Here is a 25,863-nt window from a genome sequence, read left to right as displayed (position 1 = left end):
GGGAGTTGTGGTCACCAGGCCTGGTGGCATGGCGGGACGCTGCTGGTCGTGGTGGACCAGCCTGCGACGACCGGGGCGTTGCCAAGTCCGGTTCGAGCACCGGGGATTGCCGGCGCCGCCGAGCGACTTTGGTCTCGGGGGCCCTCGGGCCGGATGGTCTTGTCCTGACCGCTACAGCACCTCCGAGAGCAAGCGGCCCACACGTTCGACCCACTGGCCGGACAACACCTGGGAGTGCTTGCACGCCAACGGAATCGCGGTCACCGAACCACCGACCACCGGCCGCCACTCATCGGACGCTGGCGCGTGGCCGTCCTCGAAGCCCGCCTCCGCCACCATCGCGTCCACCACCAGCACGTCGCCGTCGTAGTGCGGGTACGCGGCGGTGGCGAGCATGTGCTGGCTGGCGAGGTAGCTCTCCACGACGGCGGCCACCGTGTCCGCGTCGAAGCCGGACATGATGTCGCCGCGTTCGCGCACGACGCGCACGGCGTCGTCGAGGGTCGGCTCCCCCTCGGGGACGGTGTAGCCCAAGTCCGTCAGCAGGGCCGCGATGGCCGCGGGTCGGTCGGCGGGGATCTCGTCGCGGGTGGGGTCGAACTGGCGGGCGTCGAGCAGGGCCAGCAGGGTGACCTCGTGGCCGCGGCGGCGGAGTTCGTGGGCGACCAGGAAGGCCGCGTTGCCGCCGAAGGACCAGCCCACCAGGCGGTAGGGGCCGTGGGGGTGGACGCGGGTGATCTCGTCGGCGTAGCGGGTGGCCAGGGCGGTGAGGTCGGTGCCGACGGGGGAGCCGGACAGGAGGGGGCTCTGCAGGCCGTAGAGGGGGATGTCCGCGGGGAGGTGGGCCTTGAGGGGGGCGAACTGCCAGGCCAGGCCGCTGGCGGGGTGGAGGAAGAAGACCGGTGCGGCCGTGCCTTCCCCGCGCAGGGGGACCACGGGGTCCAGGACGCCGCCCGCGGGGCGCGCGCCCTCGACGAGCCGGGCCAGGGCGGCGGGGGTGGTGGCGCTGAACAGGGCGGTGATGGGGATGGGGGCGCCGAAGCGGTGTTCGACGGCGGCGCCCAGGCGGACCAGGAGGAGGGAGTGGCCGCCCAGGGTGAAGAAGTCGTCGTCGGCGCCGACCGAGGGCAGGCCGAGGACCTGGGCCATCAGGGCGCAGGCGGCGGCCTCGGTGGGGGTGGCGGGGTCGCGGTGGCCGGTGAGGGTGGTGAAGTCGGGGTCGGGGAGGGCGCGGCGGTCGACCTTGCCGTTGGCGGTGCGGGGGAACTCGGGGAGGACGACGACGGCCGCCGGGAGCATGTACTCGGGCAGGGTCAGGGCCGCGGCGGCGCGGGCCTCGACCGGGTCGGGGGCGGCGCCCGGCTCGGGGACGACGTAGCCGATCAGGCGGTCGCCGCGGACGGCGACCACGGCGCGGCCGACCCCCGCGGCGCCCGACAGCGCGGACTCGACCTCGCCCAGCTCGATGCGGAAGCCGCGGACCTTGACCTGGTCGTCGACCCGGCCCAGGTACTCCAGGCCGCCGTCGGCGCGCCTGCGGGCCAGGTCACCCGTGCGGTACGCGCGGGTGCCGGGCGGGCCGAACGGGTCGGCGACGAACCGGGCGGCGGTCAGCCCGGGGCGGGCGTGGTAGCGGTCGGCGACGCCGCCGCCCGCCAGGTACAGCTCCCCCGCGACGCCGGGCGGGACGGGCGAGAGCCGGTGGTCGAGCACGTACGCGCGGGTGTCGCGGATCGGGGCGCCGATGAGCGGGCGGTCGTCGGTGACCGGGGCGGTGGTCGACCAGACCGTGGTCTCGGTGGGGCCGTACATGTTGTGCACGCGCTTGGCCCGCGAGGCGAGCGCGGCGGCGAGCGGCCCGGGGAGGGCCTCACCGCCGACCAGGACTGTCGTCTCCGCGAGTGAGACGCCGGTGTCGACGATCGCCTGCCACAGCGTCGGGGTGGCCTGGACGGTGCCGCCCCAGCCCGCGTCGATGGCCGTGGCCAGCGCCCTGGGGTCGAGGACCTCGGCGCGGGCGGCGACGCGCACGGTGGCGCCCCTGGTCAGCGGGACCAGCAGTTCCAGCACGGCGATGTCGAACGACAGCGTGGTGACCGCGAGCAGCCGGTGGCCGGGGCCGAGGTCGAGCAGGTCGGCCATGGCCTCGGTGAAGTTGGCCAGCGCCGCGTGCGGGACCACGACGCCCTTGGGGCGGCCGGTGGAGCCGGAGGTGTAGATGACGTACGCGGGGCTGTCCGGGTCGGGCGGCGCCGACGCCGGGGCGGGCGACGGTGGAGCCGGGTCGGTGCTGAGCTCGGGGGTGATCGTGATGACGGGCTGGGCGTCGGCGACCATGAACTCCACCCGGTCGGCCGGGAAGTCCGGGTCCAGCGGGAGGTACGCCGCCCCGGTGCGCAGCACGGCCACCACCGCCACGACCATGTCCACCGAGCGCGGCAGCGCCAGTGCGACGGTCGCGCCCGGTCGGGCGCCCCGGGCGGCCAGCCACCCGGCGAGGGATGCCGACCGCGCGTCCAGCTCCCGGTAGGTCAGCGAGCGCGCGAGGTCGACGAGCGCGACCGCGTCCGGGGTCGCCGCCGCCTGCGCGGTGATCAGTTCCGGGACGGTGCGCGGGAGACGGGGCGCGGCCGGGGCGTTCCAGCCGACGAGGACGTTGTGGCGCTCGTCGGCGGAGAGCAGGTCGGCGGTGCTGATGGGGGCCTGCGGGGCGGTGGCCACGGCGGTGAGCAGGCGGGTGAACCGGGCCGCCAGGGTCGCGGCGGTGGACTCGTCGAACAGGTCGGACGAGTACTCCACCGTCCCCGCGAGACCGGCGCCGCCGGGCAGCTCGGTGACGGTGAACGTCAGGTCGAACCGGGCGGTCGTGACCGGCGCGTCCTGGGCCTGCCCCGGCGCCCCCTGGTCGCCCTCCTCCGCGTCGTGGACGACGACCAGGGTCTGGAACAGCGGGTGCCTGGCCAGGGCGCGGGTGGGGTTGAGCACCTCGACGAGCCGCTCGAACGGGATGTCCTGGTTGGCGTAGGCGGCCAGGTCGACCGAGCGGACGCGGCGCAGCAGCTCGGCGTAGGTCGGGTCGCCGGAGGTGTCGGCGCGCAGGACGAGGGTGTTGAGGAACAGGCCGACGAGGTTGTCCAGTGCCAGCTCGCCCCGGCCCGCGATGGGGGTGCCCAGCGGGATGTCCTCGCCCGCGCCGAGCCGGGTCAGCAGCGCGGCGACGGCGGCGTGCACGGCCATGAACAAGGTCGCGCCCTGCTCCCGCGCCGCGGCCTTGAGCGCCAGCGCGGCGCCTGCCTCGACGGTGAACCCGACCTCGCCGCCGCGGTGCGACGGGGTCGCCGGGCGGGGCCGGTCGACCGGGAGGGCCAGTTCCTCGGGCAGCCCGGCCAGCCGTTGCCGCCAGTGCGCGAGCTGGCGGGCGGCGAGGCTGTCCGGGTCGGACTCGTCGCCGAGAAGGCGCTCGTGCCACAGGGCGTAGTCGGCGTACTGGACGGCCAGCGGCTCCCAGGCGGGCGCGCGGCCCTCGAGCCGGGCGGCGTAGGCGGTGGCCAGGTCGCCCAGGAGCGGGCCGGTGGACCACTCGTCGGCCGCGATGTGGTGCACGGCGAGGACGAGCACGACGCGGTCGTCGCCGCGCAGCAGCCAGCCGCGCACGGGGATCTCGGTGGCGAGGTCGAACCCGTGCTCGGCGGCGGTGGCGACCGCGTCGGCGGTCAGCTCCGCCACGTCCAACCGCACGTCGGGGTCGGGGAGCACGACCTGGGTCGGCTGCCCGTCGCGCTCGGGGAACACGGTGCGCAGGCTCTCGTGCCGGTCGACCACGTCCCGCAGCGCCGAGCGCAGCGCGTCGGCGTCGAGCGCGGGGTGCTCGGTGATGAAGGGGATCGTGTAGGTCGGGCTCGGCCCCTCCATCCGGTAGAGGAACCACAGCCGCCGCTGCGCGGACGACAGCGGCAGGTGCTCGGGCCTGTCCACGCGTTCGAGCACCGGGCGGGTGCCGCCCGCGGTGAGCCGGGTGGCGATGCCCGCCACCGTGGGCGCCTCGAACACGTCGCGCACGCCGAGTTCGACGTGCAGCGCGGCGCGGACGCGGCTGACCAGGCGGGTGGCCAGCAGCGAGTGCCCGCCGAGGGCGAAGAAGTCGGCGTCCGCGCCGACCTCGGCCACCCCGAGCAGCTCGGCGAACACGTCGGCGACGACCTGCTCGGCGGGGGTGGCGGGGGCGCGGCCGCCGGTGTCGGGCAGCGGGTCGGGCAGCGCGCGCCGGTCGACCTTGCCGTTGGTGGTCATCGGCAGCGCGTCGAGCACGGCCGCCGCGGTCGGGACCATGTAGTCGGGCAGGATCGTCCTGGCGAAGGCGAGCACGTCGGCCGGGTCGAGCGGCCCACCGGTCGACACCACGTGCGCCGCGAGGTAAGCGGCGCCGCCGGGGGTCTTGCGGACCGAGGCGACGGCGGCGCGGACACCCGCGTGGCGCAGCAGCGCGGCCTCGACCTCCTCCAGTTCCAGCCGCATGCCGCGGATCTTGACCTGGTTGTCGGCGCGGCCCGCGAAGTCCAGGGTGCCGTCCCCGGCCCAGCGCACCAGGTCGCCGGTCCGGTAGAGGCGCGACCCGGCCGGGCCGAACGGGTCGGCGACGAACCGCGACGCGGTCAGCGCCGGGGCGCCCGCGTAGCCGCGGCCGAGCAGGTAGCCGCCCACGTACAGCTCGCCGGTCGCGCCGGGTGGGACCGGGTTGAGGCGGTCGTCGAGGACGTGGAGCCGGGTGTTGGGGTTGGGGCGGCCGATGGAGGTGGCGATGCGCTCGGCGTTGTGGCGGTAGACCACGTGCGAGACGCCGATGGTCGTCTCGGCTGGGCCGTAGCCGTGGTACATCGTGGTGTCGAGGGCGGCGCGGAACCGGTCGAACAGGGCGGGGGTGAGCACCTCGCCGCCGCACCAGACGTGCTTGAGGCCTGCGAGCGCGTCGGTGCCCCCGGCCAGTTCCAGCAGCGCGTCCACAAGGGACGAGGGGAGGTAGACGAAGGTGACGCCCTCGTCGCGGATCAGGCGCAGCAGCCGGGCGGGGTCGCGCTCGTCGCCGGGGTCGGCGATCACCAGCCGCCCACCGGTCACCAGCGGCAGCAGGATCTCGTTGACGGAGATGTCGAACGACAGCGGGGCCTTGAACAGCGACGCGTCGCCCGGGCCGCCGAAGCCCAGCATCGCCGCCTGCCAGACCATGCGCGCGCAGATGGCCTCGTGCCGGATCATCGCGCCCTTGGGCTTGCCGGTCGAGCCCGAGGTGAACATGACGTAGGCGAGCTGCGCGCCCAGCGCGGCCGACACCGGGGCGTCGGTCGGCCGGTCGCCGTAGGCCCAGTCCGCGAGGTCGACTGGCACGCCGTCCGGCACTCCCCCGGGGCCGGTGGCGGTCAGCACCGCGCCGGAGTCGCGCAGGACGGCGTCGCGGCGCTCCCGCGGCCACGACGGGTCGAGCGGGACGAACGCGCCGCCCGCGACGATCACGGCCAGCAGCGCGACGACCATCTCCGGCCCGCGCGGCAGCCCGATCGCGACGACCCGCTCCGGCCCGAGGCCCTGCTCGCGCAGGGCGTGGGCGAGCTGGTGCACGTGGTCGTGGAGCTCGCGGTAGGTGAGCCTGCGCCCGCCGCCGACCACGGCGATGTCGTCGGGCCGCGACGGCGCCGAGGCCAGCAACTCGGGCAGCGTGCGGGAGACCTCGGGTTCGGCCGTGTCGTTCCAGGTCCGCAGGACCAGTTCGCGCTCGGCGGCGGAGAGCAGGTCGACGCGGCTGATCCGGCGGTCGGGGTCGGCGGCGACGGCGGTGAGGAAGCGGACGAGCCGTTCGGCGAGCGATTCGACGGTGCCCGCGTCGAACAGGTCGGTGGCGTACTCGACGCTGCCCGCGAGAGCCGGTGAGCCCGGCGCGTCGGAGAACCCGAACGACAGGTCGAACTTCGCCGTGGTGAGCGCGACGTCGGCGGCGGCCGTCGTGGCCCCGGGCAGGCCGAGGTCGCGGTCGTCGGCGGCGGTGTGGGTGACCATCACCTGGAACAGCGGGTGGCGCGCGGCGGAGCGGGCCGGGTTGAGCACCTCGACCAGCCGCTCGAACGGCACGTCCTGGTGGGTGTAGGCGGCCAGGTCGACCGCGCGGACCCGGGCCAGCAGGTCGCGGAACGCCGGGTCGCCGGAGACGTCGGCGCGCAGCACGAGCGTGTTGACGAAGAAGCCCACGAGGTCGTCGAGCGCGGCGTCGGCGCGCCCGGCGACCGGGGTGCCGAGCGGGATGTCCTCCCCCGCCCCCAGCCGCGACAGCACCGCCGCGACGGCGGCCTGGACCAGCATGAACACCGTGACACCGGACTCGCGGGCCAGCGCGCGCAGCGCCGCCCCGGTCTCCTCGCCGATCGCGAACCGCGCCTCCGCCCCCCGGTGGGAGGCGGTGGCCGGGCGAGGCCGGTCGGTGGGAAGGGCGATCTCGTCCGGGACCCCGGCGAGCGCGGCGCGCCAGTGCGCGATCTGCCGGGCGGCGAGGCTCCCCGGGTCGTCCTCGTCGCCGAGCAGGTCGCGCTGCCAGAGGGCATAGTCGGCGTACTGCACCGGCAGTGGGGTCCATTCAGGACTCCGACCGGCCAGCCGGGCGGCGTAGGCGGTCGCGAGGTCGCCGAGCAGCGGGCCGGTCGACCACTCGTCGACCGCGATGTGGTGCACCAGCAGCGTGATCACCGACTCGTCGGCGCCGAGGCGGAACAGCCACGCGCGGACGGGGATCTCGGCGGCCAGGTCGAAGGCGTGCTCCGCCGCCGAGGCGACCCGCTCGTCCACTGTGGACGCCTCGATGGCCTCCTCGACCAACTCGACCGGGCACGGCGCCAGGACGTCCTGGTACGGGGTGCCGTCGTGCTCGCCGAAGACGGTGCGCAGGCTCTCGTGCCGGGCGGCGACGTCGGCCAGCGCGGTGCGCAGCGCGGCGGTGTCGACCGGTCCGGAGAGCCGGGCGACGAACGGGATGTTGTTGGTCGCGCTCGGCCCCTCCATCCGGTACAGGAACCACAGCCTGCGCTGGGCGTGCGACAGCGGCGGCCGCTGCGGGCGCGGGTAGGGGCGCGGCGCGGGCCGGTCGCCCGCCGGGGTGAGCGCGGCGGCGATGGCGGCGGGGGTGCGGGCGGTGAAGACCGCCCGCAGCGGCAGGTCGACGCTGAGCGCGGCGCGCAGCCGGGCGACGAGCCGGGTGGCCAGCAGCGAGTGCCCGCCGAGGGCGAAGAAGTCGTCGTCCGGGCCCGCGTCGGGGACGCCGAGGACTTCGCCGACCACGGTCGTGACCAGGTCCTCCAGCGGGGTGCGGGCGATCCGGCCCGCCGCCGTGGCGAACTCGGGCGCGGGCAGGGCGGCGGTGTCGACCTTGCCGGCCGGGGTGAGCGGGAGCGCGGGGACGACCACCACGGCGTCGGGCACCAGGTGCGCGGGCAGGCGGGTGGCCGCGTGCGCGCGCAGCACGACCGGGTCGCCGCCGACGGTGTAGGCGACCAGGCGGCCGTCGCGGGCGGTGACGTGGACGGCGGAGACCTCGGGGTGGACCAGCGCCGCGGCGACCTCGCCCGGCTCGATCCGGAAGCCGCGCACCGTGAGCTGGTCGTCGGCGCGCCCCAGGAACACCAGGCGGCCGTCCGGCAGCGCCCGGACCAGGTCGCCGGTGCGGTAGAGGCGCTCGCCCGCCCGGAACGGGTCGGCGATGAACCGGCGAGCGGTCTCCCCGGGCCTGCCCAGGTAGCCGTGCGCGACACCGGGGCCGCCCAGGTGCAGCTCGCCCACGACACCGGCCGGGACCGGCCGCAGCGCCCGGTCGAGGACGTGCGCGCGGGTGTTGGCCACCGGGCGTCCGATGACGACCTGGCCGGGCTCGACGCGGGCCACGACGGCGTCCACCGTGGCCTCGGTGGGGCCGTAGAAGTTGTACGCGGCGACCCCGGGCGCGGCGGCGAGCCGGTCCCACAGCGCGGGGCCGACGGCCTCGCCGCCGGTGCCGACCACGGCGGGCCGGTGGTCGCCGTCGAGCAGGCCGTCCTCGACCAGCGCGGCGAGCAGGGCGGGCGCGGCGTCGAGGTAGCCGACGCGGTGGGCGCGCACGTGCTCGACCACGGCCGTGGGCTCGACGCCGACGTGCAGCGCGTGGCCCGCCAGCATCCACAGCAGCGGGTCCATCGCGGCGTCGAAGGAGAACGACGCCGTCACCAGCACGGCGGTGGGCTCGGTCATCACGGCGGACCGGTGGGCGGCCAACAGGTTCACCAACCCCGCGTGTCCGACGACGACCCCCTTGGGGCGCCCGGTCGAGCCGGAGGTGAACAGCACGTAGGCGACCGCGCCCGCCCCGGGGACCTCGGCGCGCGGCGGCAGGCCCGACAGGTCCGGCAGGTCGTCGAGCACGGCGACGGGTGCGGCGTCGGTCAACATCGCCTCGCGGCGGGCGGCCGGGTAGGCGGGGTCGACGACGACGAACGCCGCGCCCGCCAGCCACACGCCGAGCATGGCGGCGACCAGGTCCGCCGAGGCGGGCAGCGGCAGGGCCACCACGTCCCCCGGGCGCACCCCCCGGGCCGCGAGCAGGGTGGCCACCCGGTGGGCGCGGTCGTCGAGCTCGGCGAAGGTGAGGGTGGCGTCCGGTCCGACGACGGCGGTGGCGGACGGCGTGCGCGCGACGGTGTCGGCGAAGACGTCGAGGACGCTGGCCTCGGCAACGGTCAGGGCGGGCCCGGCCAGGGAGCCCTGGGCGCGCTCGGTGTCAGTGAGCAGGTCCAGTGCGCCGAGCCGGGTCCCGGGGCGCTCGACCAGGGCGGCCAGCGCGCGGGTCAGGCGGTCGGCGAGGTCTTGGGCCGTGGCGGCGTCGAGGGCGTCGGGGCGGTGGTCCAGGGTGAGGCGCAACTCGTCGTCGACCTCGGCGGTCAGCGTGACCGGGTAGTCGGTGGCGTCGGTCCCGCCCACGCCGGTGACGCGCAGGCCCGCCGCGGTCTCGGAGGCGGCGAGGGCGTCGGTGTCGACGGGGTAGCTCTCGAACACGGTCAGGGTGTCGAACAGCTCGCCCGCGCCCGCCTCGGCGAGGCCGATGTGCTGGTGCTCCAGCAGGGCGGCCTGCTCGGCCTGCACGGCGCGCGCGGCCTCGGCCAGCGCGGTGGCGGGGTCGAGCCGGACGCGGACGGCGACGGTGTTGATGAACAGGCCGATCATCGACTCCGCGCCGGGCAGGTCGGCGGGGCGGCCGGACACGGTCGCGCCGAACACCACGTCGTCGCGGCCCAACGCGGTGCCGAGCACGAGCCCCCAGGCCAACTGGACCAGGGTGTTGGGGGTGACGCCCAGCGACCGCGCGGCGTCGACGACACCCGCGGGCGTGGTCACGGTGAGCGTCGAAGGGCGCACGGCGGTCGTCGCCGCGGCCCCGGGGGCGATCAGGCTCGGCTCCGCCCCGGCGAGGGCGGTGCGCCACGCCGCGCGGCCGGCGTCCCGGTCCTGGGCGGCGAGCCAGACCAGGTAGTCGCGGAAGGCAGGTGGACGGGGAAGGTCCGCGTTGCCGTACAGGGCAAGGAGTTCGCCGCCGAGCAGTGGCGTGGACCAGCCGTCCAGCAGGGCGTGGTGGTTGGTGATCAGCAGCCGGTGGCCGCCGTCGGGCAGCGCGCCGAGCCGGAAGCGGATCAGCGGCGCGACGGCGGGGTCGAACCGGGTCGCGGCGTCGTCGGCGACGACCCGGGCCCAGTCCTCGTCCGCGCCGTGCTGGCTCCACGGCGCGCGGACGCCGTCGAGGACGACCTGGACCATGCTCCCGGACTCGGTGGCGCGGAAGCACGCGCGCAGGTTGGGGTGGCGCTCGAGCAGGGCGTCGGCGGCGGCGCGCAGCCGCTCGGCGGACACCGGGCCGTCGAGGTGGAGTTCGGTGTGGACGGTGTAGACGTCGGGTCCCTCGGCGTCGAGGCCGGACAGGTGCAGCAGCCCCTCCTGCAACGGCGTGAGCGGCCACAGGTCGACCAGTTCGGGCGCGTCGAGCGCGTCGACCGCGCGCTGGTCGACCGGGGCGAGCACGTCGGACGGGGTGCGGCCGCCGGGCGCGTCGGCGAGGGCGGTGAGCGCGCGGAACCAGTGGCCCGCGAGCGCGCGCACCTCGTCCTCGGTGAGCACGCCGTCTGGCCAGGTGAAGTCGACGGCGAGGGCGCCGTCCACTGCGGTGGCGTCGATCTGGAGGGGGTGCTCCAGCGGCATGTCGCCGTCCGCGCCGCCGCCGATCTCGACGGGCCGCCACGGCTCGGGGGTGTCGCCGCCCGCGAACCGGCCGAGGTAGTTCACCAGGACCTGGCCCTTGCCGAGCAGGGGCGCGGTGTCGGGGTTGAGGTGGCGCAGCAGGCCGTGCCCGATGCCGGAGCCGGGGACCGCCTTGAGCTGTTCCTTGACGCGCTTGAGCGTCGCGGCCGGGTCGGCGCCGCCGTCGAGGCGGACGGGGTGGACCGCGGTGAACCAGCCGACCGTGCGGTGCAGGTCCGCGCCGGGCACGGCGTCCTCGTCGCGGCCGTGGCCCTCGCGGTCGACGACGACGGCGGGCGCGCCGGTGCGGGCGAAGGCGGTGGCGAGCCCGGCGAGCAGCACGGTGTCGACGTCGGTGCGGAACCGGGCGGGGACGTCGGTGAGCACCGGGTCGGCGTCGGGCAGGGTCAGGCGCAGCGTGCGGGCGTTGGCGAGGGTGTCGGTGCGCGGGTCGAGCGGGCGCGCGCCGACCCGCGGGCCGGTGGTCGACTCCCAGAACTCGAGTTCGGCGGTGTCGCGCGCCTTGTCCACCAGCCCGGTCGCCCACTGCCGGAACGAGGTGCCGACCGGGGCGAGTTCGGGCTCCTTCCCCTGTGCGGCAGCGGTGTACGCGGCTTCGAGGTCGGGCAGCAGGATGCGCCAGGAGACGCCGTCGACGACCAGGTGGTGTGCGGCCAGCACGACGCGGTCGCCCGCGAGGACCACGCGCAGCATGTCGCCCGCGCGCGGGTCGAGTTCGTCCAGCACGGCGTCGACGTCGAGTTCCCCCGCGCGGACGGCGGCCTTGACGCTGCCGCGCGGTCCGACGAGCAGGCCGTCGTCGGTGAGCTTGGCGCGCAACAGGTCGTGCGTGTCGAGCAGCGCTTGGACGGCCGTGGTCAGGTGGTCGAGCCGCGTGCCCGCGGGCACGGGCACGACCTGGACCTGGGCGTAGCGCTTCAGCGGCGCACCGCTGTCGACCAGCTCGCGCATGACCGGGGTCAGCGGCACGAGACCGGTGCCGTCCGTCTGCTCGACCCGCACGGCCCGCTGGGCGACGGCGGCCAGGCCCGCGACGGTGCGGCGCTCGAAGACGTCGCGCGGGCTGAGCTTGAGACCTTCGGCGCGGGCGCGGGACACGAGTTGGATCGAGACGATGCTGTCGCCGCCCAGGGCGAAGAAGTCGTCGTCGGCGCCCACGGACGGCAGGCCCAGCACCTCGGCCATGATCGCGGCGAGCGCGGACTCGGTGGGGTTGGCCGCCGCGCGGTCGCCGGTCAGCGCGGCGAAGTCGGGGGCGGGCAGCGCGGCCCGGTCGACCTTGCCGGTGGGCAGCGTCGGCAGCTCGTCGAGCACCACGACGGCGGCGGGCACCAGGTGCTCTGGCAGGACGTCGGCGAGCCGGGCCCGCGGGTCGGCGTCGCGGGCACCGGTCACGTACCCGATCAGCCGGTTCTCGCGGACCACGACCACGGCCTCGTCGGCGTGCCGCGACAGCGCGGCCTCGACCTCGCCCGGCTCCACCCGGAAGCCGCGGATCTTGACCTGCTCGTCGGCGCGGCCGACGAACTCCAGCCGCCCATCGGCCCCCCAGCGGACCAGGTCCCCGGTGCGGTACATCCGCCCGCCGCCGAACGGGTCGGCGACGAACCGCTGAGCGGTGGCCGAGGGCGCGCCCAGGTAGCCGCGCGCCAGACCGGCGCCCGACACGTACAGCTCACCCACGACACCCGGGCCGACGAGCCCGAGCGCGCGGTCGAGCACGTACACGGCCGAGTTGGCGACCGGCGAGCCGATGACCGGCCCGTCGCCCGCGATCCGCGCGAACACAGCGTCCACAGTGGTCTCTGTGGGGCCGTAGAAGTTGTAGGCGGTCACGCCGGTCAGGCGCTCCCACAGGGCGGCGCCGACAGCCTCGCCGCCGGTGCCGATGATCGACGGGCCGCCGTCGAGCAGTCCCTCGGCGACCAGCCTCGCCAGCAGTGACGGGGCGAGGTCGAGGTACCCGATCCGGTGCTCGCGCGCGAAAGCGATCAGCGCGGCCGGGTCGCCCATGGCCTCGGCGGGGACGATGCGCAGCTCGTGCCCGGCGATCATCCACAGCACGGGGTCGAGGGCGGCGTCGAAGGCGAAGGACGCGGCGTGCGCGACCCGGGTCCGCTCGGCGGGCATGACCGACGCGCGGTGCGCGGCGAGCAGGTTGGCCAGCGCCGGGTGGTCGACCAGGACGCCCTTGGGCGTGCCGGTGGAGCCGGAGGTGTAGATGGCGTACGCGGCGCCGCGCGGGCGGTCGACCCCCTCGGCGGCGGGCAGGTCGAGGGTGTCCAGGGCGGTGACCGGGTGGTCGAAGCGGTCGGCCCACTGCGACGTGGTGAGCACGACGGCCGGGGAGGCGTCGTCGAGCAGCAGTGCGATGCGCTCGGCCGGGTAGGCCGCGTCCACGGGCACGAACACCCCGCCCGCCTTCCACACGGCCACCATCGCCACGACCACCTCGGCCGACCGGGGCAGCGCCACGGCGACCGCGCGCTCCGGGCCGACCCCCTGGTCGACGAGCCAGGCGGCCAGCGCGTTCGCGCGCGCGTCCAGCTCGCCGTGGGTCAGACCGTCCACGGCGACCGAGGCCGGGTCCCGCTCAGCGAGGACGTCCAGCACACAGCCCGGGGCCTCGACGACGGGACCGCGCCCCAGGGCGAGGACGGCGTCGCGGTCTGGGAGCAGGTCGATCTCGCGGACCGGGCGGCGCGGGCGGTCGGCGAACGCGGCGAGCGCCCGGGCGAGCTGGTCGGCGAGCGCGGCGGCGACGTCGGCGGGGATCACGTCGGGCCGGTGGTCGAGCCACGCGGTCAGCCCGTCGGCGGCCTCGGCGGTCAGGGTGACGGGGTAGTTGGTGTCGTCGACCCCGGTCGCCTCGAGCACGCGGACGCCCGCGCCGCGCTCGGCCTCGCCCAGGGCCTCGACGTCGACCGGGTAGCTCTCGAACACGGCGATGGTGTCGAACAGCTCGGCCAGCCCGGTCCGCTTGCGCACGGCCGAGAGCGGCACGTGCTGGTCGTCCATGAGCCTGGCCTGCTCGGCCTGCACTCGCGTGAGCAGGTCGGCGACGGTCTCGGCGGCCTCGAGCCGGACCCGGACCGCGACGGTGTTGATGAACAGCCCGATCATCGACTCCGCGCCGGGCAGGTCGGCGGGCCGCCCGGACACGGTCGCGCCGAACACCACGTCGTCGCGGCCCAGGCGGCGGGCCAGGACCAGGCCCCACGCGGCCTGCAGGACGGTGTTGGCGGTGACCCGCAGGTCGCGGGCCAGCTCCATGACCCGGGCGGTCAGCTCCCCGGGCAGCGCGACGGGAACCCGCTCGGTCGGCGACCCGGCGTTGGCCGCGCCCGCCGGACCGAGCAAGGTCGGCTCGGTGACCCCGTCGAGCGCCTCGGCCCAGCGCGCCTCGGCGGCGTCGCGGTCCTGGCGGGCGAGCCAGGCCAGGTAGTCGCGGTACGGGCGCACGCGCGGCAGACCGGAGGTGTCGCCGCGCGCGCCGTAGACCGCGAACAGCTCGGCCATGAACAGCGGGGTCGACCAGCCGTCAAGCAGGATGTGGTGGTTGGTGACCAGCAGGAGGTGCCGGTCGGGGCCGGTGCGCGCGACCAGGAACCGCAGCAGCGGCGGCTGGGCCAGGTCGAAGCGGGTCGCCCGGTCCTCGGCGACGACCTGCTCCCACCGCTGCGGGTCGTCGGTGAGGTCGAGCTCGGTCCACGGCAGCCGGACGCGCACGGGGATGAGCTGCACCGCCCGGTCGACGCCCTGGCTGGTGAAGGCGGCGCGCAGGTTGGGGTGCCTGCGCAGCAGCGCGCCTGCCGACTCGCGCAGCAGGTCGGTGTCCAACGGGCCCTCGATGTGCAGGACCGACTGCACGGTGTAGATGTCCACTTCGGACTCGTCGAACCCGGCGAGGAAGAACATGCCCTCCTGCATCGGCGCGAGCGGCCAGATGTCCTGCAGGCCGTTGGTGCTCACTGGGTCCTCCACTGGGACTCGAACGCGTCGATCTGGGCCTGGCCGAGGCCGGGGGCGAGCAGGTCGGACGGGGTGAGCCCGCCCGCGCCGGACTCCGCGCCGTGCTCGGCGACCGCGCGCAGCGCGGCCCCGAACGCGACCGCGAGGTCACGCGCCTCGTGCTCGGCGAGGACACCGGTCGGGAAGGTCCACGCGGCGGTGAACTCCCCGTCGGCGGCGTGCACGTCGAGCTGGACGGCGTGCTCGGCGGGCCGGTCGGGGTGGTCGCCACCGCCGATGCCGGGGTGCTCCGGGTCCGGGCCCCACACCGCGGACCCGGCGCGGCCGGTGTCGAGGCGGCCGAGGTAGTTGAACAGGAACTGGCGCTCCCCGGCCAGGCGCGGGCCGGTCTCGGGGTTGAGGTGGCGCAGCAGGCCGAAGCCCAGCCCCTCCCCCGGCACGGCGCGGCGCTGCTCCTTGACGGCCTTGAGCGCGGTGCCCGCCCCCGGGCCGCCGTCGAGCGCGTCGGCGACGTCGACGCCGGCCAGGTCGAGGCGGACGGGGAACACCGCGGTGAACCAGCCGACGGTGCGGTGCAGGTCCGCGCCCGCGACGGCGTCCTCGTCGCGGCCGTGCGACTCGAGGTCGACCACGACGGACGTGCGCTGCCCGCCGCGCCGCTTCGTCCAGCGGGCCAGCCCCAGCGCGAAACCGGTGAGCAGCACGTCCTCGACCTCGGCGTGGAAGAGCCGCGGCACCGGGCCGAGCAGCGGCTCGGCCACCTCCGCCGGGATGGTCGTGGTGATCCGGGCCAGCGTCGACACCGTGTCCCGCGCGGGGTCCAGCGGCGGGAACACCGGCTCCGGCTCGGCGACGACGGCGGCCCAGTGGTCCAGTTCGGACACGTCGGAGGCCTTGGCGGTCAACCCCTCGGCCCAGCGGCGGAAGGACGTGCCGACCGGGGCGAGGTCGGGCGCGCGGCCCTCGGCGACGGCCGCGTGCGCGGCGACCAGGTCGGGCACGAGGACGCGCCAGGACACGCCGTCGACCACCAGGTGGTGCGCGGCGAGGACGACCTTGCCGCCGAGGCGACCGACGCGCAGGACGTCGCCGGTGCGCGGGTCCAGCTCGTCCAGCAGCTCGTCGACCGACCCGGCCGCGCGCACGACCGACGCGGCGTCGACCGAGCCGGGCGGTCCGATCTCCAGCCCGGCGTCGGTGAGCCGGGCGCGCAGCACGGCGTGCGCGTCGAGCAGCGCCTGCACGGCGGCGACCAGGTGTTCGTCGGTCAGGCCCGGTGGGGCGGTGAGGACCTGGGTCTGGGCGTAGCGGGTGAGCGGGCCGCCCCGGTCGACCAGGTCGCGCATGACCGGGGTCAGCGGGACGACACCGGAGCCGTCGTCGTCGACCGCCTGCTCCGGCTCGTCGACCTGGGCGACCAGCGCCAGCGCGGCGACGGTGCGCTGCTCGAACACCTCGCGCGGGCTGAACCGCAACCCCGCCGCGCGGGCCCGGGAGACGAGCTGGATGGAGACGATGCTGTCGCCGCCCAGGGCGAAGAAGTCGTCGTCCGCGCCCACCTCGGGCAGGCCGAGGACCGAGGCCATCAGCCCGGCCAGCTCCCGTTCGACCGGGGTCGCGGGTGCGCGGGCGCCGACCAGCGCGGCGAAGTCCGGCGCGGGCAGGGCGGCCCGGTCGACCTTGCCGCTGGGCGTCTCGGGGAACGCCTCGAGCCCGACGACGGCCGCCGGGACCATGTGGTCGGGCAGGACCTCGGCGGCGTGCGCGCGCAACCGGTCCTCGTCGACCGCCGCGCCGGTCACGTAGGCGACCAGGCGGTTCTCGCGCAGCACGACCACGGCGCGCGCGACCAGCCCGGCGAACGCGGCCTCGACCTCGCCCGGCTCGACCCGGAAGCCGCGCACCTTGACCTGGTCGTCGGCCCGGCCAACGAATTCCAGCACGCCATCGGAACGCCAGCGCGCCCGGTCGCCGGTGCGGTAGAGCCTGCCCGGGCCGTGCGGGTCGGCGACGAACTTGCGCGCGGTCAGGGCCGGGTCGCCCAGGTAGCCCAGGGCCACGCCGGCCCCGCCCAGGTACAGCTCGCCCACGACGCCGGGGGCCAGCAGCTCCAGGCCGGGCCCGAGGACGCGGGCGAGGGTGCCCGCGACCGGGCGGCCGATGACGACCCGACCCGGCTCGACCCGCCCCACCGTGGCGTCCACTGTGGTCTCGCTCGGGCCGTAGAAGTTGTGCGCGGTCACGCCGGAGTCGGCCAGCGCGGACCACAGCGCGGGGCTGACCGCCTCGCCACCGGTGCCCACGACGGCGGGCCGGTGCTCGCCGTCGAGGAGCCCGTCGTCGACGAGCCGGGCCAGCAGCGACGGGGCGGCGTCGAGGTAGCCGATCCGGTGGTCGCGGACGTGGCCGACGATCGCGGCGGTGTCGACCGACAGGTGCAGCTCGTGCCCGGCGACCATCCACAGCAGGGGGTCGAGCGCGGCGTCGAACGAGAACGACGCGGTGTTGAGCACGCGGGTCCGCTCGGTCATCACCGACGCCCGGTGCGAGGCCAGCAGCGCGGACAGGCCCGCGTGCGTGGCGAGCACGCCCTTGGGCCTGCCGGTGGACCCGGAGGTGAACACCACGTACGCGACGCCACCGGCCGGGCGGGCGGACAGCGGCTCGACGGCGGCCAGGTCGACCTCGTCGAGCAGGACCGTCGCCACCCCGGCGGGCACGGTGGCGGTCGCGGCGATGGCCAGCGCGAGCGCGGGCCCGGCGTCGGCGAGCATCCCCGCCAGCCGGGCGGCCGGGTACTCGGGGTCGAGGACGACGAACGCGGCCCCCGCCTTCCACACGCCCAGGACCGCCGCGACCAGGCCCGCCGAGGACGGCAGCGCCAGCGCGACCACCGACCCCGGCCCGACCCCGCGCCCGGCCAGCAGGCCCGCGAGCGCGGACGAGCGCCGGTCCAGCTCGGCGAAGGTCAGCGACTCCTCGCCGCCGACGACCGCGAGCGCGTCGGGCTGGGCCGCCACCTGCTCGGCGAACACCTCCAGCACCGGTGGCGCGGCCCGCGGCGCGGGCGTCCCGGCCTCGTCGAGGACCAGGAACCGCTCGGCCTCGTCGAGCAGGTCGAGGTCGCCGACCCGGGCCCCCGGGTCGGCGGCCAAGGCGGCCAGCGCGGCGGTGAACCGGTGGGCCCAGCGCCGCGCGTCGCCCTCGGCCAGCAGGTCCGCGCGCACGTCGAGCCACGCGCTGACCCGCTCCCCCGCCGTGACGGTGAGCGTCAGCGGGTAGTGGGTGGCGTCCGCGCCGGTCACCCCGGACACGGCGAACCCGGCGGCGGTCTCGGCGCGGTCGAGGGCGGCGGTGTCGATCGGGAAGCTCTCGACGACGGTCAGCGTGTCGAACAGCTCCCCCAGCCCGACCGCGCGCTGGATGCCGGCGAGCCCGGTGTGCTGGTGGTCGAGCACCCTGGCCTGCTCGGCCTGCACGCGGGTGAGCAGGTCGGCGACGGTCTCCCCCGCGTCCAGGCGCACCCGCACCGGCAGGGTGTTGATGAACAGGCCCAGCACCGTGTCGACGCCGGGCAGCTCCGGCGGCCTGCCGGACACTGTCGCGCCGAACACGACATCGGCGCGGCCGAGACCGCGGGCCAGCGCCAGGCCCCAGGCCGTCTGCACGAGGGTGTTGAGGGTGACCGCGCGGGCGCGGGCGGCCTCGGCGAGCCCGGCGGGCAGGTCGATGTCCACGCGCTCGGGCGGTGCGCCGACCGCCCCGCCCGAGCGGCCGACCAGGGACGGTTCGGCGACGCCGTCGAGGGCCCGCGCCCACGCGGCGGCCCCGGCGTCGGCGTCCTGCCGCGACAGCCAGTGCAGGAAGTCGCGGAACGGGCGGGTCCGGGGGGCGGCGCCCGCGTAGGTCTCGAACAGCTCGCGGACCAGCAGCGGCGTGGACCAGCCGTCGAGCAGCAGGTGGTGGTAGCTCACCAGCAGCCGCACGCGGTCCGGGCCGGTGCGGGCGACGAGGAACCGCAGCAGCGGGCCCGCGCTCACGTCGAACCGGGTGGCCCGGTCCTCGGCCACCAGCTCCGACCACCGGTCCTCGGCGATCGCGACCTCGCGCCACGGCACGGGCACGGAGGCGGGCACGACGAGCACCGGGTCGCCGTCGAGCCGGGAGCCGACGGACACGCGCAGGGCGTCGTTGCGGTCGAGGACGGCCTGCGCGGCGGCGCGCAGGCGGGCGGTGTCGACGGTCCCGCGCAGCTCGCAGGCGAACTGGACGTTGTAGGCGTCGGGTCCGGTCTCGTCGTAGGAGGACAGGAACGCCAGGCCCTCCTGCAACGGTGTCGGCGTCCACACGTCGACCAGGTCGGGGACGGCGGTGAGCAGCGCGTCGGTGTCGTCCTGGGTGAGCGCGGCGAGCGGGAAGTCGGACGGGGTGCGGCCGGTGGCGCCCTGCCCGTCCAGGGCGTGCAGGGCCGCCACCCACGCGTCGGCCAGCGCGGTGACCTCGTCCTCGCCGACGAGCGCGGCCGGGAAGGCGAACACGGCGCTGAGCCCGTCCGCGCCCGCGACGGCGTTGACCTCGATCGCGTGCCCCACGGTGAGGCCGGGATCGGCGTCGCCGCCGAGGGCGGCCGACTCCGGCGCGCCGGTCCAGGGGCGGCCGTCCGCGCCGCCGGTGAACCGGCCCAGGTAGTTGACCAGGATCTCCGGCTTGCCCGGGGCGCCGAGCAGGCCGTGGCCGAGGCCGTCGCCGGGGACCTCGCGCAGCGCCTGCTTGACGCGCTTGAGCGCGGCCCCGGGGTCGTCGAGGTCGAGGCCGCCGAGGTCGAGGCGGACGGGGTGCACGGCGGTGAACCAGCCCACGGTGCGGGACAGGTCGACGCCGGGGACGGCGTCCTCGACCCGGCCGTGCCCCTCGCGGCCGAGCACGGGTGCGGTGCGACCGGTCACCCGGGCCACGGCCAGCGCCATGGCGGTCATCAGCACGTCCTCCGCGCCCGCGCGGTAGGCGGCGGCGACCGGGCCCAGCAGCCTGCCCGCGACCGGTTCCGGCACGGACACCCGGACCGTGCGGACGGTGGCGACGGTGTCGCGGCCGGGCACGGGAACGCGCGCGTCGGGGTCCGTCGCGGCGGCCCAGTACCGCGCTTCCGCCGAGCGGTCCAGTTCGGACAGTCCGCGCGCCCACCGGCGGAAGGACGTGGTGGCCGCGCCGGGCCCGTTGGCCAGGTCGTCGCTGATGACGCGCCAGGAGACGCCGTCGACGGCGAGGTGGTGGATCACCAGCAGCACCCGCTGCCGCGCCGGGAACCAGACCGCGCGCAGGACCTCCCCGGCGGCCGGGTCCAGCTCGCCGTAGGCGCGGGCGGCCTCGACGGCCACCTCGCCGTCGGAGACGCGGACCGAGGCCCGCACCCGCGGGCGGACCTCGAGCGCGTCGCCGACGAGCCGGGCGCGCAGCATCCCGTGTGAGTCCACAAGGGACTGGATGGCGGCGGTGAACGCCGCCTCGGTGAGGTCGGGCGGGGCGATGAGCAGCCTGCCCTGCGCGACCCGGTCGACCGGCCCGCCCCGGCCGAGCAGCTCGCGCATGATCGGGGTCAGCGGCAGGGTCCCGTTGTCGTCCTCGGTCGCGGGGGCCGGCTCGGCCGCCGGGGTGGCGGCCTCGGCGATGCGGGCGACCGTGCGGTGCTCGAAGACCAGCCTCGGGGTGATCGCCACGCCCTCGGCGCGGGCGCGGGCCACGAGCTGGATGGCGATGATGCTGTCGCCGCCCAGGGCGAAGAAGTCGTCGTCCACGCCGACGCCCGGCAGGCCCAGCACCTCGGCCATCAGCGCGGCGACGGCCGTCTCGGCGGGCGTCTCGGGGGCGCGCCGGGTGGTCAGGCCCGCGAAGTCGGGGGCGGGCAGGGCCTCGCGGTCGGTCTTGCCGTTGGCCGTCAACGGGATGCGGTCGAGCACGACGACGGCCGAGGGCACCAGGTGCTCGGGCAGGTCGGCGGCGACGGCGGCGCGCACCTGGGCCCCGTCGACCGCCCCGGTCACGTAGCCGACGAGGCGGGTGAGGCCGGGCTGGTCGGTGCGGGCGACGACGACGGCCTCGCCGACGCCGGGCTGGGCGGTCAGCGCCGCCTCGACCTCGCCGGGCTCGATCCGGAACCCGCGCACCTTGACCTGGTCGTCGGCGCGGCCCAGGTACTCGAGCGTCCCATCGGCGCCCCGGCGCGCGAGGTCGCCGGTGCGGTACAGGCGCCCGCCGGTGAACGGGTCGGCCACGAACCGGGTCGCGGTCAGCCCCGGGCGGCCCAGGTAGCCGTGCGCCAGGCCCGCGCCACCGACGTACATCTCACCGACCACGCCGGGCGCGGCGGGCTGGAGGCCGGAGTCGAGGACGTGCACGCGCAGGTCCGGGATGGGCACGCCGACGCCCGACGCGCCGTGCGCCGTCTCAGCGGCGGTGACCGGGTGGTGGGTGACGTGCACGGTCGTCTCGGTGATGCCGTACATGTTCACCAGGCGCGGCGAGTCCTCCGGGTGGCGGGTGAACCAGCCCGCGAGCGTGCGCGGGTCCAGCGCCTCGCCGCCGAACACCACCGTGCGCAGCGCCAGGTCGACCCCGCCCCGGGCGGCGTCGACGGCGTCGAGCTGGCGGAACGCCGAGGGCGTCTGGTTGAGGACGGTGACGCGCTCACGGGCCAGCAGCTCCAGGAACGCCTCCGGGGAGCGGGTGGTGGCGTGGTCGACGACGACGAGCGTGCCGCCGCGCAGCAGCGCGCCCCACAGCTCCCAGACGGAGAAGTCGAAGGCGTAGGAGTGGAACAGCGTCCACACGTCGCCCGCGCCGAAGCCGAACCAGTGGTCGGTGGCCGACAGCAGCCTGCTGACGTTGCGGTGCGGCACGACGACACCCTTGGGCGTGCCGGTGGAGCCGGAGGTGTAGATGATGTACGCCGGGTGGTCCGGGCTCAGGTCGGGCGCCTGCGGCTGTCCGACGGCACCGGGCGCGACCGCCGGAACGGCGCTGTCGAAGGCGCCCGGGTCGTCGGTGACCAGGAGCGCGGGCCGGGCGTCGGCGAGCATGAACTCCAGCCGCGCCTTCGGGTAGCCCGGGTCCAGCGGCAGGTACGCCGCACCCGCCTTGAGCACGGCGAGCACGGCCACGACCAGCTCCGTGCCGCGCGGGAGCCCGATGGCCACCACCGTGCCCGGCCCGGCGCCGCGCTCGGCCAGCGCGCCCGCGAGCGCGGACGAGCGCTCGTCGAGCTGGGCGTAGGTCAGCCGTTCGTCGCCGCAGACGAGCGCGGTGGCGTCCGGGAAAGCGTGGTCGGCGAACAGCTCGGGGATCGTGCGCGCCGCCCGCTCGGGCGCGGCGACCACGGCCAGCGCGTCCCGGCGCTCCACTTCGGACAGGATGGAGACGGTGGCGGTCAGGGTGTCGTGGTCGCCGGTGAGCGCGGCGAGCACGCGGGCCAGCCGGGCGCCGAGCACGTCCGGGTCGACCAGGCCCGGCCGGAACTTCAGCAGCAGCTCCGGGACCGCGCCGCCGGTCACCACGAGGGTGGCCGGGTAGTGGGTGGCGTCGTGGGTCTGACCGGTGGCGACCTTGAGGCCGCTGGCCCCCTCGGCGGCGGCCAGCGCGTCGGTGTCGACGTGGTAGGTCTCCACGACGGTCAGCGTGTCGAACAGCTCGCCGATCCCGACCACGCGCTGGATGTCGGCCAGGCCCAGGTGCTGGTGGTCCATCACCCTGGCCTGCTCGGACTGCACCCGGCGCAGCAGGGCCCCGACCGGCTCGGCCGGGCGCAGCGCGACCCGCACCGGGATGGTGTTGATGAACAGCCCGACCATCGAGTCCACCCCGGCCAGCTCCGGCGGGCGGCCGGACACCGTCGAGCCGAACACGACGTCGTCGCGGCCCAGCGAGCGGGCCAGCAGCAGCGCCCAGGCCGTCTGCACGACGGTGTTCACGGTGACGCCGACCGTGCGGGCGGTGTCGGCGATGGCGGCGGCGAGCCCGTCGGGCAGCTCGACCCGCTGTTGCTCGGCGGACCCGGCCGGGTCCGCGCCGGGGGCCAGCAGCGTGGGCTCGGCGACCCCGGACAGCGACTCGGCCCAGGCCTGCTTCGCGGCCTCGGTGTCCTTGCCGCGCAACCAGTTCAGGTAGTCCTTGTACGGGCGCACGGCGGGCAGGGCGTGCGGGCTGGCGTCCGCGCCGTAGAGGGTGAACAGTTCGCGCGCCACCAGCGGCAGCGACCAGCCGTCGAGCAGCGCGTGGTGGAAGGTGATCAGCAGCCGGTGCCGGTCCGGGGCGACCCGGGCCAGCAGCATCCGCAGCAGCGGCGGCGTCGCCGCGTCGAAGCCGGTGAGCCGGTCCTCGGCGAGCAGCGCGTCCCACCCGCCCGGGTCGGTGTCGACCTCGCGCCACGGCAGCGCGACCGACACCGGGACGGGCGCGACCAGTTCCCCGCTCTTGCGGCGGCGGAAGCACGCGCGCAGCGTCGTGTGCCGGTCGACCAGCGCCTGCGCCGAGGCGCGCAGCCGGGCCGGGTCGAGCGCGCCGTCCAGTTCCAGGGCGAACTGCACCAGGTACGGGTCGGGCGCGCCGTCGCCGCCCGCCCCGCCCGCGAACTCGCTGTGGAACAGCAGGCCCTGCTGCAACGGCGACAGGGGCAGGACGTCTTCCAGTCCGGACTTGCGCGTGTTCACGAGATCCACTCCGACTCGAACTCATCGAGCTCGTCTTGGGACAGGTCGTCCAGGGTCAGGTCCGACGGCGTGTGGCCGCCGGTGCCGCCGTCGGCGAGGCGGACCAGGGCGGTGAGCGCGGTGGTCCACGCGTCGGCGAGCGCGCGCACCCGCCACTCGTCGGCGACCTCCGCGCCCCACGACCAGGTCGCGGTCAGCACCGGTCCGTCCGGACCGTCCACCGAGACGGCGTTGACCTGCGCGGCGTGCGAGATCGGCAGGTCCGGGTCGACGGCGCCGCCGAGCCCGGCGGCCTCGGCGGCGGGCGACCACGGACCGTCCCCGGCCGAGCCCGCCCGGCCCAGGTAGTTGACCAGCACGTCGCGCGCGGGCCCGGCGGGCGCGCCCGCGCCGGGGTCGAGGTGGCGCAGCACGCCGTGGCCGAGCCCGTTGTCCGGCGCGGACCGCAGGTGCTCCTTGACCCGCTTGACGGCCGCGCCCGCGGCGGGCCCGCCCGCCAGCGCGTCGGCGACGTCGACCCCGCCGAGGTCGAGGCTGACCGGGTAGACGGTGGTGAACCAGCCGACGGTGCGGGACAGGTCGGCCCCGGGCACGGCGGCGTCCTCGCGCCCGTGGCCCTCGACGTCGACCACCCACGGGCCGGGGCCGCGCACCGCGGCGACGGCCAGCGCCATGCCCGCGAGCAGCACGTCGTGCACGCCCGCGTGGAACAGCTCCGGCACGGTGGTCAGCAGCGGCCCGGTCAGCGCCGCGGGCAGCGTGGTGACCAGGTCGCGGCCGGTGCCCGCGGTGTCGCGGCCCGGGTCGAGGGCCCGGGACGACACGACCGCGCCGGACGCGCCCGCCAGCCACGACCAGGTGGCCGCCTCGGACCGGCGGTCGGCCCCGGCCAGGCCGAGCGCCCACCGGCGGAACGACGTGCGCTCGGGCATCGGGGCGCCCCCGGCGTAGGCGGTGACGAGGTCGTCGACGAGCACGTGCCACGACACCCCGTCCACGGCGAGGTGGTGCACGACCAGCAGCACCCGCCGCGGCGACCACACCACCCGCACCAACTGGCCCGTGGCGGGGTCGAGCTGCCCCAACGCGGTGCGCGCCTGGCCCGCCGGGTCGTCGGCGCGGGACACGACCCGCGCGGCGTCCAGCGAACCAGGCGGCGGCACGTCGAGCGCATCGCCGGTGAGCCCGCCGGTCAGCCGGGCGCGGAGCATCCCGTGGGTGTCGAGCAGCGCCTGCACGGCGGCGATCAGCCGGGATTCGTCCAGGTCGGGCGGGGCGACGAGGAGCTGTGACTGCGCCACGCGCGCGACCGGGCCGCCCCTGGCCAGCAGGTCCCGCATGACCGGGGTCAGCGGCAGCCCGCCGAGCGCGGCGCCGGGGGCCTCCGCGCCCGCGTCGGTGTCCGGGACGGCGACCAGCGCGATCCCGGCGACCGTGCGCCGCTCGAAGACCTCGCGCGGGGTGATCCGCCACCCGGCGGCGCGGGCGCGGCCGACGAGCTGGATGGCCACGATGCTGTCGCCGCCGAGGACGAAGAAGTCGTCGTCGACGCCGACCGAGGGCAGGCCGAGCACGGCCGCGACCAGCTCGGCGAGCACGGCCTCGGTGTCGGTCCCCGCCGCCCGGTCGCCGACCTTGGCGGCGAAGTCGGGCGCGGGCAGCGCCTTGCGGTCGGCCTTGCCGCTGGGGGTCAGCGGCACCGCGTCGAGCAGCACGACCGCGGCGGGCACCAGGTGCTCCGGCCGGGTGGCGGCGATCTCGGCGCGCACCGACTCAGGATCGACCTCGCCGACGACGTAGCCGATGAGCCGGTCGTCGCGGACCGTGACGACGGCCTGCCGCACACCGTCCACAGCGGACAACGCGGACTCGACCTCGCCCAGCTCGATCCGGAAGCCGCGCAGCTTGACCTGGTCGTCGCCGCGGCCGGCGTACTCGAGGACGCCGCCGACGCGCCTGCCGAGGTCGCCGGTGCGGTAGAGCCGCTGCCCCGGCCGGAACGGGTCGGCGACGAACCGGGTCGCGGTCAGCGCGGCCCGGTCGTGGTAGCCCCAGGCGAGCTGGGGGCCCGCCAGGTACAGCTCACCGGTGACGCCGTCGGGCACCGGCCGGAGGAACTGGTCGAGCACCTGCACCCGCGTGTTCCAGACCGGCCGCCCGATCGGCACCGTGCCCGTCCGCCCGACCCGGATGGCGGTGACGTCGACCGAGGCCTCCGTGGGGCCGTAGAGGTTGTGCAGCTCCGCATCGCACTTGGCGAAGAACTCGTCCCGCAGATCGACCGGCAGCGCCTCGCCCGAGCACAACACCCGCCGCAATCCCGACACCGGACGGAAGTCGGCCAAGAACGCACGCAACATCGACGGGACGAAGTGGACAGTGCTCACCCGCTGCCGGTCGATCACCTCAGCCAAGTACGCCGGGTCCTTGTGCCCACCCGGCTTCGCGAACACCAACGTGGCACCCGTGACCAACGGCCAGAAGAACTCCCACACCGACACGTCAAAACTCGCCGGGGTCTTCTGCAACACCCGCTCCCCCGGCACCAAACCGTACTCGGCCTGCATCCACAACAGCCGGTTCACAATGCCCGACTGCGGGACCACCACACCCTTCGGCCTGCCCGTGGACCCGGACGTGTAGATCATGTACGCCGCGCGGTCCCCCGCGGGCACCTCGGTGACCGGCGGGCCGACCGGCAGGTCCGGCGAGTCGACGACGAACGCGGGGCGCGCGTCCTCGACCATCGCCGCCAGGCGCTCGGCCGGGTAGTCCGGGTCCAGCGGCAGGTAGGCCGCCCCCACCCGCTGCGCGGCCAGCATCGCCACGACCTGCGCCGCCGACCGGTCCAACCGCACACCCACGACCGCCCCGT

3 protein-coding genes are annotated in these 25,863 nt (G+C 76.3%); all 3 read right to left on the bottom strand.

The window, feature by feature from the left end:
* Positions 1–171: 171 nt before the first annotated feature.
* Positions 172–14,286: a non-ribosomal peptide synthetase gene (locus GCL84_RS19390; protein ID WP_156756938.1), complete on the bottom strand. Its 14,115-nt coding sequence runs from the start codon at positions 14,284–14,286 to the stop codon at positions 172–174.
* Positions 14,283–22,988 (bottom strand): non-ribosomal peptide synthetase, encoded by an 8,706-nt coding sequence (locus GCL84_RS19385; RefSeq protein ID WP_197523362.1) that lies wholly within the window; start codon positions 22,986–22,988, stop codon positions 14,283–14,285. The genes GCL84_RS19390 and GCL84_RS19385 overlap by 4 nt, the downstream gene beginning before the upstream one ends.
* Positions 22,985–25,863 (bottom strand): non-ribosomal peptide synthetase (locus tag GCL84_RS19380; protein WP_156756936.1); only part of this gene is annotated, 2,879 nt, incomplete at its 5' end. The genes GCL84_RS19385 and GCL84_RS19380, both read right to left, overlap by 4 nt.

This window comes from Actinokineospora pegani (genome assembly GCF_009745975.1).
Classification (GTDB): Bacteria; Actinomycetota; Actinomycetes; order Mycobacteriales; family Pseudonocardiaceae; genus Actinokineospora; species Actinokineospora pegani.
Note: the sequence above shows the minus strand (reverse complement) of the source record. Positions and strands in the feature narration are given on the sequence as shown.